This window comes from Kribbella sp. NPDC031520 (assembly GCF_055580825.1).
Genome location: NZ_JBVIKS010000004.1, coordinates 179,047 through 192,809 on the forward strand (window position 1 = coordinate 179,047; position 13,763 = coordinate 192,809).

Annotated in this window: 16 protein-coding genes; 13 read left to right on the forward strand and 3 right to left on the reverse strand. The window is 68.8% G+C overall.

The genetic code is table 11. The features are described 5' to 3' along the window. Nucleotides 1–110: 110 nt before the first annotated feature. The 12 genes from ACZ5BU_RS21515 (at nucleotide 111) to ACZ5BU_RS21570 (ending at nucleotide 10,169) form a co-directional block, all read left to right on the forward strand. Nucleotides 111–680, forward strand: a complete 570-nt coding sequence (locus ACZ5BU_RS21515; protein ID WP_465701374.1) for a 2-oxoacid:acceptor oxidoreductase family protein — start codon at nucleotides 111–113, stop codon at nucleotides 678–680. Further along, complete coding sequence (locus ACZ5BU_RS21520; protein ID WP_465701376.1) at nucleotides 664–1,824, forward strand: transketolase C-terminal domain-containing protein; 1,161 nt, start codon at nucleotides 664–666, stop codon at nucleotides 1,822–1,824. Before ACZ5BU_RS21515 ends, ACZ5BU_RS21520 begins: the two co-directional genes overlap by 17 nt. Before the next feature lie 2 nt (nucleotides 1,825–1,826). Then, nucleotides 1,827–2,801, forward strand: a complete 975-nt coding sequence (locus ACZ5BU_RS21525; RefSeq protein WP_465701377.1) for a thiamine pyrophosphate-dependent enzyme — start codon at nucleotides 1,827–1,829, stop codon at nucleotides 2,799–2,801. Then, nucleotides 2,794–4,428, forward strand: coding sequence for an NAD(P)-binding protein (locus tag ACZ5BU_RS21530; protein WP_465701379.1), 1,635 nt, complete (start codon nucleotides 2,794–2,796; stop codon nucleotides 4,426–4,428). The genes ACZ5BU_RS21525 and ACZ5BU_RS21530 overlap by 8 nt, the downstream gene beginning before the upstream one ends. A gap of 20 nt (nucleotides 4,429–4,448) precedes the next feature. Beyond that, nucleotides 4,449–4,511 carry a hypothetical protein gene (locus ACZ5BU_RS21535; RefSeq protein WP_465702668.1) on the forward strand — a complete coding sequence of 21 codons (63 nt, stop codon included), beginning with the start codon at nucleotides 4,449–4,451 and terminating at the stop codon, nucleotides 4,509–4,511. Nucleotides 4,512–4,585: 74 nt separating this feature from the next. After that, nucleotides 4,586–5,548, forward strand: coding sequence for a DUF2157 domain-containing protein (locus tag ACZ5BU_RS21540; RefSeq protein WP_465701381.1), 963 nt, complete (start codon nucleotides 4,586–4,588; stop codon nucleotides 5,546–5,548). Further along, on the forward strand, nucleotides 5,545–6,372 hold the full coding sequence (locus tag ACZ5BU_RS21545) for a hypothetical protein (RefSeq protein WP_465701383.1): 828 nt from the start codon (nucleotides 5,545–5,547) through the stop codon (nucleotides 6,370–6,372). The genes ACZ5BU_RS21540 and ACZ5BU_RS21545 overlap by 4 nt, the downstream gene beginning before the upstream one ends. 100 nt (nucleotides 6,373–6,472) lie before the next feature. Then, the gene (locus ACZ5BU_RS21550) at nucleotides 6,473–7,366 is read left to right on the forward strand and encodes a class I fructose-bisphosphate aldolase (RefSeq protein WP_465701385.1); all 894 of its coding nucleotides are present in this window, start codon (nucleotides 6,473–6,475) and stop codon (nucleotides 7,364–7,366) included. Nucleotides 7,367–7,377: 11 nt separating this feature from the next. After that, nucleotides 7,378–8,229 carry a universal stress protein gene (locus ACZ5BU_RS21555; protein WP_465701387.1) on the forward strand — a complete coding sequence of 284 codons (852 nt, stop codon included), beginning with the start codon at nucleotides 7,378–7,380 and terminating at the stop codon, nucleotides 8,227–8,229. Beyond that, a complete protein-coding gene (locus ACZ5BU_RS21560; RefSeq protein WP_465701389.1) occupies nucleotides 8,226–8,897 on the forward strand; it encodes a CBS domain-containing protein in 672 nt (223 codons plus the stop codon). The genes ACZ5BU_RS21555 and ACZ5BU_RS21560 overlap by 4 nt, the downstream gene beginning before the upstream one ends. A gap of 70 nt (nucleotides 8,898–8,967) precedes the next feature. Then, nucleotides 8,968–9,579, forward strand: a complete 612-nt coding sequence (locus ACZ5BU_RS21565) for a DedA family protein (protein WP_465701391.1) — start codon at nucleotides 8,968–8,970, stop codon at nucleotides 9,577–9,579. A 98-nt stretch (nucleotides 9,580–9,677) separates the two neighbouring features. After that, a complete protein-coding gene (locus ACZ5BU_RS21570) occupies nucleotides 9,678–10,169 on the forward strand; it encodes a DUF2231 domain-containing protein (RefSeq protein WP_465701393.1) in 492 nt (163 codons plus the stop codon). Nucleotides 10,170–10,235: 66 nt separating this feature from the next. On the opposite strand, the gene ACZ5BU_RS21575 is transcribed toward ACZ5BU_RS21570, so the two are convergent. Continuing rightward, the gene (locus ACZ5BU_RS21575; RefSeq protein ID WP_465701395.1) at nucleotides 10,236–11,039 is read right to left on the reverse strand and encodes an ABC transporter permease subunit; all 804 of its coding nucleotides are present in this window, start codon (nucleotides 11,037–11,039) and stop codon (nucleotides 10,236–10,238) included. A gap of 4 nt (nucleotides 11,040–11,043) precedes the next feature. Next, nucleotides 11,044–11,928 (reverse strand): ABC transporter ATP-binding protein, encoded by an 885-nt coding sequence (locus ACZ5BU_RS21580; protein WP_465701397.1) that lies wholly within the window; start codon nucleotides 11,926–11,928, stop codon nucleotides 11,044–11,046. A gap of 303 nt (nucleotides 11,929–12,231) precedes the next feature. Here ACZ5BU_RS21580 and ACZ5BU_RS21585 point away from each other — a divergent pair, with 303 nt between their 5' ends. Continuing rightward, nucleotides 12,232–12,885, forward strand: coding sequence for a response regulator (locus tag ACZ5BU_RS21585; RefSeq protein ID WP_465701399.1), 654 nt, complete (start codon nucleotides 12,232–12,234; stop codon nucleotides 12,883–12,885). Nucleotides 12,886–12,934: 49 nt separating this feature from the next. On the opposite strand, the gene ACZ5BU_RS21590 is transcribed toward ACZ5BU_RS21585, so the two are convergent. Further along, nucleotides 12,935–13,753 (reverse strand): universal stress protein, encoded by an 819-nt coding sequence (locus tag ACZ5BU_RS21590; RefSeq protein WP_465702669.1) that lies wholly within the window; start codon nucleotides 13,751–13,753, stop codon nucleotides 12,935–12,937. Nucleotides 13,754–13,763 lie beyond the last annotated feature (10 nt).

The window sequence follows — 13,763 nt, forward strand, 5'->3', positions numbered from 1 at the left end:
GACGTCATGAGCAGCGAGTACGTCGTACCGCTCGATGGCACGGTCGATCTGATGCAGGCCGGCCTGGTGCTGTCCGACCCGGATCTCGAGACGCAGGACGGGTGATCGCGATGTTCGAGGTGCGGATCCATGGCCGCGGTGGTCAGGGTGTGGTGACGACGGCCGAGTTGCTGTCGGTCGCGGCGTTCGGGGAAGGCAGGCACGCGCAGGCGTTCCCGACGTTCGGGTCGGAGCGCACCGGTGCGCCCGTGGTCGGGTTCTGCCGGATCGACGACCGCCCGATCCGGTCGCACGAGCCGATCGCGGAGCCGGACGCGGTGATCGTTCAGGACGCCACGTTGATTCATCAGCCGGACGTCCTGGCCGGCTTGCGCGCCGACAGCTATCTCCTCGTCAACACGTCGCAGTCGCTGTCCGAGCTGGGCTTGTCCTCGCGCCGGACCGATCGGGTGCTCACCATACCGGCGACCGAGCTGGCGTTGACCCATCTGGGCCGGCCGTTGCCCGGCGCGGTGCTGCTGGGTGCCTTCGCGGCGCTGACGGGGCAGGTGAGTATCGAGTCGGTCGTGGCCGCCGTGCAGGACCGGTTCTCCGGAGCAGTTGCCGCCGGCAACGTTGCCGCCGTTCGTGACGCGTACGACCTGGCCCTGGAGGGGACTGCTCATGCGATCGCAGATTGAAGGCTCCCGGGCGGTCGCGCAGACCGTCGCGCGGTGCCGGCCCGAAGTGGTCTGTGCGTACCCGATCTCACCGCAGACTCATATCGTCGAGGCGCTCAGCGTGCTGGTGGCGTCGGGCGAGCTGGCGCCGTGTGAGTTCGTGAACGTCGAGTCGGAGTTCGGCGCGATGTCGGTCGCGATCGGAGCCTCCGCCACCGGCGCCCGCACCTACACGGCCACTGCGAGCCAAGGACTGCTCTACATGGCCGAGGCGCTGTACAACGCCTCCGGGCTCGGCCTGCCGATTGTCATGACAGTGGCTAACCGGGCGATCGGGGCCCCGATCAACATCTGGAACGACCAGAGCGACTCGATGTCGCAGCGGGACTCCGGCTGGATCCAGCTGTACGCCGAGAGCAACCAGGAGGCGGCCGACCTGCACGTGCAGGCGTTCCGGATCGCCGAGGAGTTGTCGTTGCCGGTGATGGTGTGCATGGACGGATTCGTTCTGACGCACGCGGTCGAAGGCATCGACGTGCCGTCCCAGGAACAGGTCGACGCGTTCCTGCCGCCTTATCAGCCGCGGCAGCTGCTCGATCCGGATGCACCGGTCACCATCGGCGCTATGGTCGGCCCGGACGCGTTCACGGAAGTCCGCTATTTGGCACATGCCAAACATCTGCGGGCTCTCGACGTCATCCCGCAGACAGCCGACGCCTTCACCCGGGAGTTCCTGCGGCCGTCGGGCGGGCTGGTCCGGCCTTATGGGTGCCAGGATGCCGAGACCGTCGTGATCGCGCTCGGCTCGGTGCTCGGCACCCTCAAGGACACCGTCGACGACCTGCGCGCCGATGGTGTGAGTGTCGGCGTACTGGGACTGACGACATTCCGGCCGTTCCCGTACGACGCCGTGCGAGCAGCGCTCCGCGACGCGCGGCACGTGATCGTGCTGGAGCGGGCAGTCGGGATCGGCATGGGTGGGATCGTCACGGCCGACGTCCGGGGGAGTGTGCCGGGACTGCGGATCTCGACGGTCGTGGCAGGACTGGGTGGCCGTCCGGTCACGAAGAGGTCGCTGCGGGCGCTGCTCACCGACGCCGATGGGCTCGAGCCACTGACCTTTCTGGACCTCAAACGCGATGTCGTCGAGCGGGAGATGACCTAGTCATGCCAGTGCAACGGATCAAGTTCTACCAAACGGGCAGTTTCGCGGTCGGCAACCGTCTGCTCGATCCGGATCAGCGGTCCGTGCAGGCCGACGTCGCTCGGACGAATTCGCTGACAACGGGACACCGGGCCTGCCAGGGCTGCGGCGAGGCGCTCGGCGCCCGCTACGTCCTCGACGCGGTGATGCGGGCCACGGGCAACCGTGCGATGACCGTCAACGCGACCGGTTGCCTGGAGGTCTTCTCGACGCCCTTTCCCGAGTCGTCGTGGCGGGTGCCATGGCTGCATTCGCTGTTCGGCAACGCGCCGGCCGTCGCGACCGGTGTTGCCGCGGCCCTGAAGGCGAAGGGGCGGACCGACGTCCGCGTGGTCGGCCAGGGCGGTGACGGCGGTACGGTCGACATCGGCCTTGCCTGCCTGTCGGGCATGTTCGAGCGCAACGACGACGTGCTGTACGTCTGCTACGACAACGGTGGCTACATGAACACCGGCGTTCAGCGGTCCGGCGCGACGCCGCACGGCGCGGTGACCACCACGACACCGGCCGGGAACTCGTTCGGGCAGGGCAAGAGCCTGCCACTGATCGCGATGGCGCACCGGATCCCGTACGTCGCCACGGCAACCGTCGCGGACCTGCGCGATCTCGAGTACAAGGCGGCGCGGGCGATGGAGTTCCACGGCGCCCGGTACCTGCACGTCCTGGTGCCCTGCCCGCTGGGCTGGCGAACGGCTTCGGACAAGACCATTGAGGTGGCCCGGCTGGCCACGGAGAGCGGCATGTTCCCGGTCTTCGAGGCGATCGACGGCGAGGTGACCGAGGTGACGCCGATCCGCCGGCTCCGTCCGGTCGTCGAGTACCTGAGCATGCAAGGGCGTTTCGGTGCCACTCCGCGCGAGGACGTCGTCAGCAAACTCCAGGCGGAGGCAGACAGGAACATCCGGACCTTTGGATTGATGGGTGAGTCAGATGCCTGAGGCAAGCACACCGCACCCGTACGCGATCACGCTCGACGTCGGCTCCAGCCTGGCGAACAAGACGGGCTCGTGGCGGACCGAGCGGCCGGTGTACCTGGACCGGATGCCGCCGTGCAACGACGCCTGCCCGGCCGGCGAGAACGTGCAGGAGTGGCTGGCGCGCGCGGAGGAAGGCGACTACGAGGCTGCCTGGCGGCAGATCATGCGCGACAACCCGTTCCCGGCGATCATGGGACGGGTCTGCTACCGGCCGTGCGAGACCGCCTGCAACCGCGCGACCTTGGACCAGCCGGTCGGGATCAACTCGGTCGAGCGATTCCTCGGCGACGAGGCGATCAGGCAGGGCTGGTCGGTGACCGTCGACGCTCCACCGAGTGGCAAGCGGGTGCTGATCGTCGGCGCCGGCCCGTCCGGGTTGTCGGCGGCGTACCACCTCGCGCGGCTCGGCCACGAGGTCACCGTGCGGGACGATTCGCCGCAGGCCGGCGGCATGATGCGCTACGGCATCCCCTCGTACCGCCTGCCACGGGACGTGGTCGACGCCGAGATCCAGCGGATCGCCGACCTCGGCGTACAGCTTGAACTCGGTACGCCGGTCACCTCGCTGGACGGCGCGCTCGTCGAGTTCGACGCGGTGTTCCTGGCCGTCGGGGCCCACATCGGGCGACGCGCGGACATCCCGGCCGGCGACTCTGCACGGATCGTGGACGCGGTCTCGCTGCTCGCCGGCCTGGAGAAGGGCGAGCAACCGCTGCTCGGGCGGCGGGTCGCGGTGTACGGCGGGGGCAACACGGCGATGGATGTCGCCCGGACGGCGCGCCGGCTGGGCGCCTCGGACGCGGTCGTCGTCTACCGCCGTACCCGGGAACGGATGCCGGCGCACGACATCGAGGTCCGGGAGGCGCTGGACGAGGGCATCCGGATGCGGTGGCTGTCGACCATCGTGTACGCCGGCGCCGACCGGGTCCGGATCGAGAAGATGCGGCTCGACGAGACCGGCTTCCCGCAGCCGACCGGCGAGTTCGAGGAACTCGACGCGGACTCGGTGGTGTTGGCGCTCGGGCAGCAGGCGGACCTCGCGTTGGTGGAGGACCTCCCGGAGGTAACCGTCGCCGATGGAGTGGTGCAGGTGAACGCCGCGATGATGACGGGGCGGCCCGGCCTGTTCGCGGGCGGCGACATGGTGCCGGGGGAGCGCACCGTCACAGTTGCCGTCGGCCACGGAAAGCAGGCGGCGCGGAACATCGACGGCTGGCTTCGCGGTACGGCGTACGAGCACCCGGAGCGTCCGGAGCTCGCGACGTACGACCGGCTGAACACCTGGTACTACGCGGATGCGCCGGCGACCGTACGGCCGCAACTGGACGTCGCGCGGCGGATCACGTCGTTCGACGAGGTGACCGGTGGGCTGACCGCCGAGACCGCGCTGTTCGAGGCCCGGCGGTGCATGTCCTGCGGCAACTGCCTCGAGTGCGACAACTGCTTCGGGGTCTGTCCGGACAACGCGATCATCAAACTAGGCCCCGGCCAGCGCTACGAGATCGACCTCGACTTCTGCAAAGGCTGCGGCCTCTGCGCCGCCGAATGCCCCAGCGGCGCGATCACCATGTTCCGCGAGCGCTCTTGACGGCTCCGGCTACCCGTTGACTGTCTTCGGTCAGTCGCGCGGTCCTCCACCACGCACGCTGCCCGGTGGCAGTAGTGCGCTGACCCGGCCGTCGGCCCCATCAGGTACAGGTCGTTCGGCCCTGCTCACCCGCCTCGGCACGACCGATGGTGGAGACATGAGGGCATCGACCGACAATCGATCGTCTGTGCCGAACCTGATCGACCACTGGCTGGCCGAAGGCCTGATCACGCCTGCCCAGGCTGACCGGATGCGCGAAGATCTCACGACTCCGGCTGGTCCTGCTCCGGCTCGCAACCCGGACAGGGCCAACCGTACGTCGTTGGTGGTGGAGGCACTCGCCTACCTCGGTGGCGTGATCGTATTGGTCGCCGCGGGCCTGATCGGCGCTCAGTACTGGAGCACGCTGGGCGAGGTCGGGCAACTCGCCGTGGTCGGTGGCGCCGCGGCGGTCATGCTCCTGGCCGGCATCGCCGTGCGGAAACCTCGCAGCGCCGTCCAGGTGCGGCTGAGGTCGGTGCTGTGGGTGCTCGCCACAGCCGGCGCCGGCGCGTTCCTTGCACTCTTCGCCGACCGGGTACTCGAGCTCGACGGCGACGCGATCGCGCTGACGGCGAGCTCGGGAGCGGCGGTGCTGGCGGCGGTGCTGTGGTGGCGCCTGCCGGTTCTCACGCAGCAATCGGTCTTCTTCGTCGCGATGATGGTGGCGGTCGGGGCGGCTGTCGCACAGCTGACCACCGGTCCAGATCTTCCAGGGCTGGCCGTCTGGGGAACAGGCCTGATCTGGTTCCTGCTCGGTGCGGGCGGGATGGTGAAGCCGCGACGGCCTGTGCTGGCCCTCGCGGGTACCGGCGCCTTGGTCGGTGCGGCGATGACGTTGCCAGCCGATGCCGGCATGGTTCTCGCACTCTGCACGGTCGTGGCTGTCGTGGTGGTGGCTGTTGCCGTCCGCGACCTGCTGCTGCTCGCGGTCGGCGCCATCGGTGCGCTCAACATCCTGCCGACCGTGGTCAGCCGGTGGTTCCCCGGACAACTGGCGGCGCCCCTGGTGCTGCTCGTGGTGGGTGCGTTGCTGGTCGCGACCGCGGTCTACGCGGCGACAGTCAGGGGGAAGTCGTGAAAGTGCGAGCGCGGTGGGCGATTGCGGTTGCCTGTTTGGCGATCGTCGCGCTTGCGGTGGCGATGGTTGTCGTGGTCAACGATTCTGACAAGTCCGGTACGTCGTCGGCGCCGGGGCCGACGGCGACGCGGACGGGTCCCACCGTGACGGTCACCGCCACGCCGAAGCCGACGACGACACCGACGACGGCACCTACGGGTACGCCGAGCCGGCGGACCTTCCGGTACCAGGCGTTGTGGCCGTTCACGTCCGAGGCTGCCGCGGCGGTCTGGCAGCAGGCGTATCGCAGTGGCGGCAAGCAGCCCTGGCATCTCGACCCCGCGCGAACCGCGCTGTCGTTCACGAACGGATTCCTGCAGTTCGGCGAGATCGACCTCGTGGTGTCGAGCTCGGTGAAGGGCGACGAAGCGCTCGTGTCGGTCGGTTACCGCGCTGAGAAGAATCCGCCGTCGGTCGCCGCCGTCATCCACCTGGCCCGGCTGGGTCAGGGCGACGACGCGCCCTGGGAGGTCGTCGGGACACACGACACCAGTCTGACGCTGACCCAGCCGCGGTACGGCGCTCCGGCACAGTCACCGCTCACGGTTGGCGGACGGATCACCGGCGTCGACGAGGCGATCCGCGTCGACGTACGGCAGGCGTCCACGGGCGATCGGCTCGGGACGTTGTGCTGCGTGGCCGCGGGCGGGCAGTCGCAGCCGTGGTCGACGCGGGTGACGTTCCAGGGTGCGACGGATCCGGCCGTGGTGATCGTCGCCTCGACCGGCGGTCACTACCAGGGCGTCGAGGCCTTCGCGGTCACGGCGATCCGCAGTACTGACTGAGAGCCGGAGCGATGACCCGAAGGTCCCGGCGGGTCAAGGACCGACGGCACTGCCCTGGGCAGGGCTGATGGGCGAGGTTGGTAGTGGGGAGATGATCGTTATGCAGAAGCGTGCGGCGTTGAACGAGCTCGGTCTCAGTACCGGCAAGAAGGCCCGGTTGCGCAGGATCCTCTTCGACTACGGGTTGAAGAACGGCACGGCGTTGTTCCTGCCGTACGACCAGGGACTGGAGCACGGGCCGCGGGACTTCTTCGCGAACCCGAAGGCTTCGGAGCCGGCGTACATCCTGAAGCTGGCGAAGGCGGGAGAGTTCAACGGGGTCGTGCTGCAGATCGGGCTGGCGGAGAAGTTCTTCTGGGAGTACGCGGGCGAGATCCCGCTGATTCTCAAGCTGAACGGCAAGACCGACATCCCGTCGGACGCGGCGGCGTTGTCGCCGGTGCACGCGAGCGTCGAGGACGCCGTACGGCTGGGCGCGGACGCGGTCGGTTACACGTTGTACGTCGGATCCCCCGCACAGGAGACCGACTTCACGCAGTACCGGACGATCCGCGCCGACGCACAGCGGCTGGGGATGCCGGTGATCGTGTGGGCGTACCCGCGGGGTGCGGCGATCGAAGCGAAGGGCGGCAAGGACTCCTTCTACGCCGTCGACTACGCCGCGCGCGTCGCCTGTGAGCTCGGCGCGGACGTGGTGAAGGTGAACTTCCCGCAGCCGAGCAAGCGCGACAACGTGAAGCCGCCGTACGAGGAGATCTTCACCCCGCAGCAGGCGATCGACGGCGTTGTCCGGTCGGCGAACCGGACGCTGGTGCTGGTCTCCGGTGGCGAGCGAGCCGGCGACGACGCGATGTACCGCAAGGCCGAACAGGCGATGGACGCCGGCGGTCTCGGGCTGATCTTCGGACGGAACGTTTGGCAGCGCGGGTACGACGAATCGCTCGCCTTCGTCGACGGGCTCAAGGAAATCCTCGTCGAGCATCCCAGCAACTGAAGGGAATTCCAGTGACGACCAAGTACATCCTCGTGGGTGTGGACGATACGCCCGAGGCGCAGATCGCGTTGCGCTGGGCGATCGACGCGGCGGGGCAGCGGGACCTGGCGGTCCGGGTGGTGCATGCCTATCTGAACGAGCTGGACCAGTGGCCGGCGATCGGGATGCCGGGGTACGTGCCGCCGCCGGTGCCGTTGGACAAGTTCCAGCACGAGGTCGACGAAGCGGTGCGGATCGTCCGGGACCGGCTCGGTTACGAGCGCGGATCGGGTTGGCTGGCCGCTCTGGATCCGGCGCACGCGATCCTGACGGAGTCCGGCGACGCCGAGCTGGTCGTGGTCGGGACCCGGTCGCGGAACAAGATGTCGGCCGCGGTGCTCGGCTCGGTGGCGACATCGGTCGCTGCGAAGGCGCCGTGCCCGGTCGTCGTGGTCCGCGGCGAGCGGCGGACCGGACCGGTCGTCGTCGGCACGGACGGTTCGCCGGACTCGGAGCAGGCCGTCGCCTTCGCGTTCGACGAGGCTGCCCGGACCGATCAGCCGCTGGAAGTCGTGTACTGCTGGCAACCGCAGGCCGACCACCTGGCACCGGCTGCGACCACGCATGACCTACTGACGGACTGGCTCGCCGAGAGCCTGTTGGCGTACCGGGACAAGTACCCGCAGGTGAAGGTACGTGCTGACGTCCTCGAAGGCCGGCCGAGTGCCCAGCTGATCGCGCTGTCGGACAACGCCTCGCTGGTGGTCGTCGGCTCGCGCGGCCGGGGCGGCGTCAAGGGCCTGCTGCTGGGCTCGGTGAGTCAGAGCCTTCTCCACCACGCGGACTCGCCCATCGCGATCGTCCGCCGGCCCAAGGAGTCATGATGCGTCACTTACTGACTGTTTCCGACGTGATGACAAAGGACGTTGTCACCGTCGCTGAGGACACGCCGTTCAAGGCAGTGGCCACTACGTTGGCCGAACACCACATCAGCGCGGTGCCGGTGTGCGGCGCGTACGGCGGTGTTGCGGGTGTGGTGTCCGAGACGGACTTGCTGCGCAAAGAGGAATTCCAGCGCAAGCCGCAGCGGCCCTGGACGCTGCGCAAGACGCGGACGAAGGCTGATGCGCTCACCGCTCACGTGCTGATGTCCGCTCCGGCGATCACCGTCGACGGCGACTGCACGCTGGACGAGGCCGCCCGGCTGATGGCGTCGCGTGGAATCACCCGGCTGGTGGTGATGGACGGCGACTCGCTGATCGGCATCGTGACGCGTTCCGACCTGCTGAAGGCTTTCGTCGCGCCGGATCAGGAGATCCTGGCGCGGGTGCACCGCGACGTCGTCGACCGGCATCTGTGGGACGACCCCGCAGCCGTGCAGGTCTCCGTCCGCGAAGGCGTCGTGACACTCGCAGGCCAGGTCGAGAGGCGCACCACAGTCGCGTTCGCCGAGGAGCTGGTCGCTGGTGTGGACGGCGTCGTCGGAGTACGCAACGAGCTGACCTGGAGGGTCGACGACACCACCCGCGCCACCGGCGCGACCTTCTACTAGGAGACCCGGCCGGTGACCGCGAGCTGTGGCGTCTGTGGCGCCGCAGGGTCGCGGGAGGAAGGTTCTGACCGTGAACGCTGTCTTCGAATGGTTGGCGATCCTGCCGCCCTGGCTCGTGATCACGATCGCCTGCCTGTTGCCGGCGCTCGAGGCATCGACCTTCCTCGGCCTGGTCGTTCCGGGCGAGACAGCGGTCATCATCGGCGGCGTGGTTGCTCATGCCGGTGCGCTGCCGCTGTGGGTCGTGATGGTGGCTGCCGCGGTCGGCGCGGTCGTCGGGGACCAGGTGGGTTTCGTCGTCGGCCGACGGTACGGCCCGGCGCTGCTCGGACGGTTACCGGGTCGGCTCCGCCGCGCCGAGCAGATCGACCGTACGCTGAGGCTGATCGCCCGCCGCGGCGCCGTCGCCGTGATCCTCGGCCGCTGGACCGCAGCCTTCAGAGCATTGATGCCCGGCATCGCGGGTATGAGCCGGATGCGCCGCTCACACTTCACCGTCGCGAACGTCGTCGGCGGCGTGACCTGGGCCGTGCTGGTCGCCGGCGGCGGCTACCTCGCCGGAGCGTCGTACCGAGTCCTCGAGCAACGCCTCGGCCTCGTGAGCGGCCTCCTGCTCGGAATGTTCGCGGCTGCCGTAATCACGGCACTGGTCGTCCGGCGCCGGCGGCGGCGCGTCCGGTGATTGCGCCGGGATCGACTCGGTGTCGGGGGTTCCAAGAATTTCCCAAGAACTCGATGGAAGCGTGGGCGCTTCGAACCGGATCGACTCGAAGGAACGTGATGCAGACAGTCAACGGTCTCCCCGCCCACGTGTTGCTCGTGCACGCCATCGTCGTACTGCTGCCGCTCTCGGCTGCTCTGCTGGCTCTGACCGCGCTCTGGCCGGCCGCCAGGCGGCGGCTCGCCGGTCCCAATATGGTGCTGTCGCTGGTCGTCGTCGTGCTGGTGCCGATCACCACGAGCGCGGGGGAGTGGCTGGAGCATCGGCTCACGCCGAACCCGTTGATCCACAAGCACACCGAGCTGGGCGACACGGCGATTTACGCGGCTGTCGGCGTCGCGGTGCTGGCGGCAATCGTGTGGTGGCGTCAACGGGAGAGCACCGGGCGTACGCCGGTCAAGCGCACGTTCCTCGCGCCCGCGTCGAGTGCTGTCACCGCTGCGCTCACGGTGGTTGCCGTCTTGGTCGCGGGCGCGGCTGTGTACGACGTGGTTCGGATCGGCGACTCCGGCGCCAAGGCGAGCTGGAGCGACTGGGCCGCCCAGCCCTGATCCGCGCTCGCCGGAGGGCGGTGAGTGGGATCGCGGCGGCGAGACGGCGGCCGGCGGGCATGGCTGTCAGGCGCCGTGGGCGGTGGAGATGTCGCGGCCGTCGAGTGTTGGCAGGGCGAGGAGTGTGACTGCGACCGCGCCGGCGAGGAGCCAGAGGTAGCTGAGCTGGAGACCGGCGCCGAGCGGGCCGCCGTGGAAGGCCTGGTGGATGGGCGAGTACGGCTGCCAGGACTCGAACCGCGGGAGCACCAGGCCGATCGCGTAGACGACGTACGCCGCGGTGGCAGCTGCCGCCGATCCGGCGACGGCGACGGTACGACGGCCGGTGAGCGCACCGATGGCCAGAGAGAGTACGCCGAACTCGAGGCCGAGCAGCGTCATCGCCAGGGCCCCACTGGCCGCACCGGACGCGGAGATGCCGAGTCCGAAGATCAGGCTGCCGAGCGACGTGGCGGCGAACAGCACGAGTCCGAGAACCGCGATGGACGACGCCAGGGCGAGTGCCTTGTCGACGATGACGCGGGAGCCGGAGACCGGTGTGACCAGCAGCAGTTCGAGGGTTCCGCGTTCTTCCTCGCCGGCCAGGGTACGGGCGCCGTGCCCGATCCCGTAGACGAGGAACAGTGCGGGCAGCAGGAGCGTGAACAGCTCGGCGTTGAGGAAGCCGGCGCCGGTGGTCATCGCGTCCAGGTTGAAGAACTTGCGCAGTTCCTCGGGGAACGACTGGTAGAGCTGCTGCAGGTCGGGCATGTCGCGGATCGAGGGCCACAGTGCGGACTCCAGCAGTACGAGCGCCGCGATCGCGATCGACCAGCCGATCAGTCCGCGGCGAGCGTCGTACAACGACTTGAGATAGACATTGCGGAACATGGCTTCACCCGTCGTAGTAGTCGAGGAACGCCGCTTCGAGGTCGGCCTCGTGGCTGAGGATGTTGGTCACGTCGTACGGCGCGACGACCTTGAGCAGCTCGGCTGTCGATCCGGTGATCACGATGTGCGCGACCCGGCCGTCGATCGAGAGCTGCTGCACACCTGGTACGGCGTGGATGCGGTCGGCCGGTGGGGTGCCGGCGAAGGTGAGATCCAGCCGCCGGCGGGCATTGTCGCGCAGCGCCTGTACGGACTGGACCGTCACCAGGCGGCCGGCCCGCAGGATCGCGACAGTGTCGGCGACGGCCTCGACCTCGGACAGCACGTGTGAGGAGAGGAAGACCGTCCGGCCGGCGTCCCGGGTCTCGCGCAGCAGCTCCCGGAACTCCCGCTGCATCAACGGGTCCAAGCCGGTCGTCGGTTCGTCGAGGATCAGCAGGTCTGGGTCGTGCATGAAGGCCTGCAGGATGCCGACCTTCTGCCGGTTGCCGCGGGAGAGCGTGCCGATCCGGACGCCGAGGTCCAGGTCGAACCGTTTGGCCAGCAGCTCGATCCGGCTTCGTTCGACGCCGCCGTACAGGTGGGAGAAGTAGTCCAGGTACTGCGATCCGGTGAGGTCGGGATACGCGACGAAGTCGCCCGGCAGATAGCCGATCCGGCGCTGCAGTGCGTCGTACTGGTCGGCCGCGTCGAAACCGAACACGACGGCGGATCCGGCCGTCGGGCGAATGAGCCCGGCGAGCAGCCGGATCGTGGTCGTCTTCCCGGCCCCGTTCGGTCCGAGGTAGCCGACGATGACGCCGGCCGGTACGTCGAGGTCGAGCCTGTCGAGCGCGGTACGACGCCCGAAGCGCTTCGTCAGCCCCCGCGTCTTGATGACGGTGTTCATGTCAGCGCTCCTGGTGGTGTACGACGGCTACCGGGGACATGGCGCCTCCTCGGGGCACTTCCAGTCAACGTCTCCGAGGCCCAGCGAGGCAGGGCGGAAGGTCCCAGACCGCAGCACCAGAGGTCCCGGGTGGACGGGTGTTCTGCGGTCGACTGCAGCTGCCGAGTTCAAAGCCAAGAAGTTCCGTCGCCGAAGGTCCCGGTCGGGGCGGGACCGTGGTCCCTGGTGAGTTGCGTGGATGGGCGAGATGCTGGGCGGGGCGCCCTATCGGTGGGCCTGGCTCGAACGGTCGAGGAGATGGTGATGACGATCAAGGTGTTCCTGCTCGACGACCACGAGGTGGTCCGGCTCGGACTCCACCAGCTGCTCGACGCGGAGCCGGACATCGAGGTGGTCGGTGACGCGGGTACCGCGGCGGAGGCGATCGCCCGGATCCCGGCCGTACGCCCCGATGTCGCTGTGCTCGACGTACGGCTGCCCGACGGCGACGGCATCACCGTGTGCCGCGAGGTCCGGTCACAGATGGACGAGCCGCCGTCGTGCCTGATGCTGACGTCGTTCTCCGACGACGAGGCGCTGTTCACCGCGATCATGGCCGGCGCTGCCGGCTACCTGCTCAAGCAGATCAACGGCCTGGCCCTGGTGGACGCCGTCCGCCGCCTTGCCCGCGGCGAGTCGCTTCTCGATCCGAGCATGACCGCCAAGGTCCTGGAACGCCTCCGGCATCCTGCCGAGGTCGAGGATCCCCGCTATGCGTCCCTGACCGAGCAGGAACGCCGCATTCTCGCCGAAATCGCCGAGGGCAAGACCAACCGCCAGATCGCGCAGTCGCTCTACCTCGCTGAAAAGACGGTCAAGAACTACGTCTCGTCCCTGCTCCGCAAGCTCAACCTCGAACGCCGCACCGAAGCCGCCGTCTTCGCCATCGAACACACGAAGAAGCCACACCGCGCCTAGAACACCGGCCCTGGTTCTTGTCAGGCCCACCGAGCCGCTGTGGGCCCTTCTACGCGGGACCTTGGATCGACGCCTGCGGGATGACGGCGACCGGGCACGGTGACTGGTGCAGCATGGTCTGGCTGACCGAGCCGAGCAGCAGGCCGGCGAATCCGCCCCGGCCACGGGATCCGACGACCAGCAGTTGTGCGTCGGCGGACCATTGGAGCAGGAGCTCCGACGAATGACCGCTGACCTCGATCAGCTCGGTGTCGGAGGCCAGCGGATGTGCGCGGACCCCGGCAAGGAGATCGTGGTCGTCATCCTCGTCGTCTTCCAGAACCGTGACGATCCGGGCGGGCAGGCCGTGCCGGTGCGCGTGGTCGAGACCGAAGTCGACTGCCGCGTCGGCGGCCGGCGAACCGTCGTACCCGATGACGACCCGGCTGCCGGGCGGCGAGTCATCGGACGGCCGTACGACGACCACCGGGCAGTGCGCGTGCGCAGACAACTCGACGCCGGCCGAGCTGACGAGGAGGCCAAGCAGCGGACCGGTGATCCGGCTGCCGATCACGATCAGGTCGGCGGTCTGCGACTCCGCCAGCAGTACGGCAGACGGGAAGCCGTCGACTCGCCGCCCCGTCACGGGCACGCCGGGTTCGAACTTTCGCGCCAAGTCGACTGCGTCGGCGACGATCCGGTCGGCCTGAGCCCGAAGGCCCGGCGCCAGGTCGCTCGGTCCGAGTGGCACGTGGAACTCTGGCCACACGAAGGCGTGCACCAGTTGTAATGCGGCCGCGCGGGAGGCTGCTTCGGCCGCACCCCAACGGATCGCGTTCTCGCAGTCAGGCCTTCCGTCGATGCCTACGACAACAGTCCTGTGGTTCATGCCGGCCTCC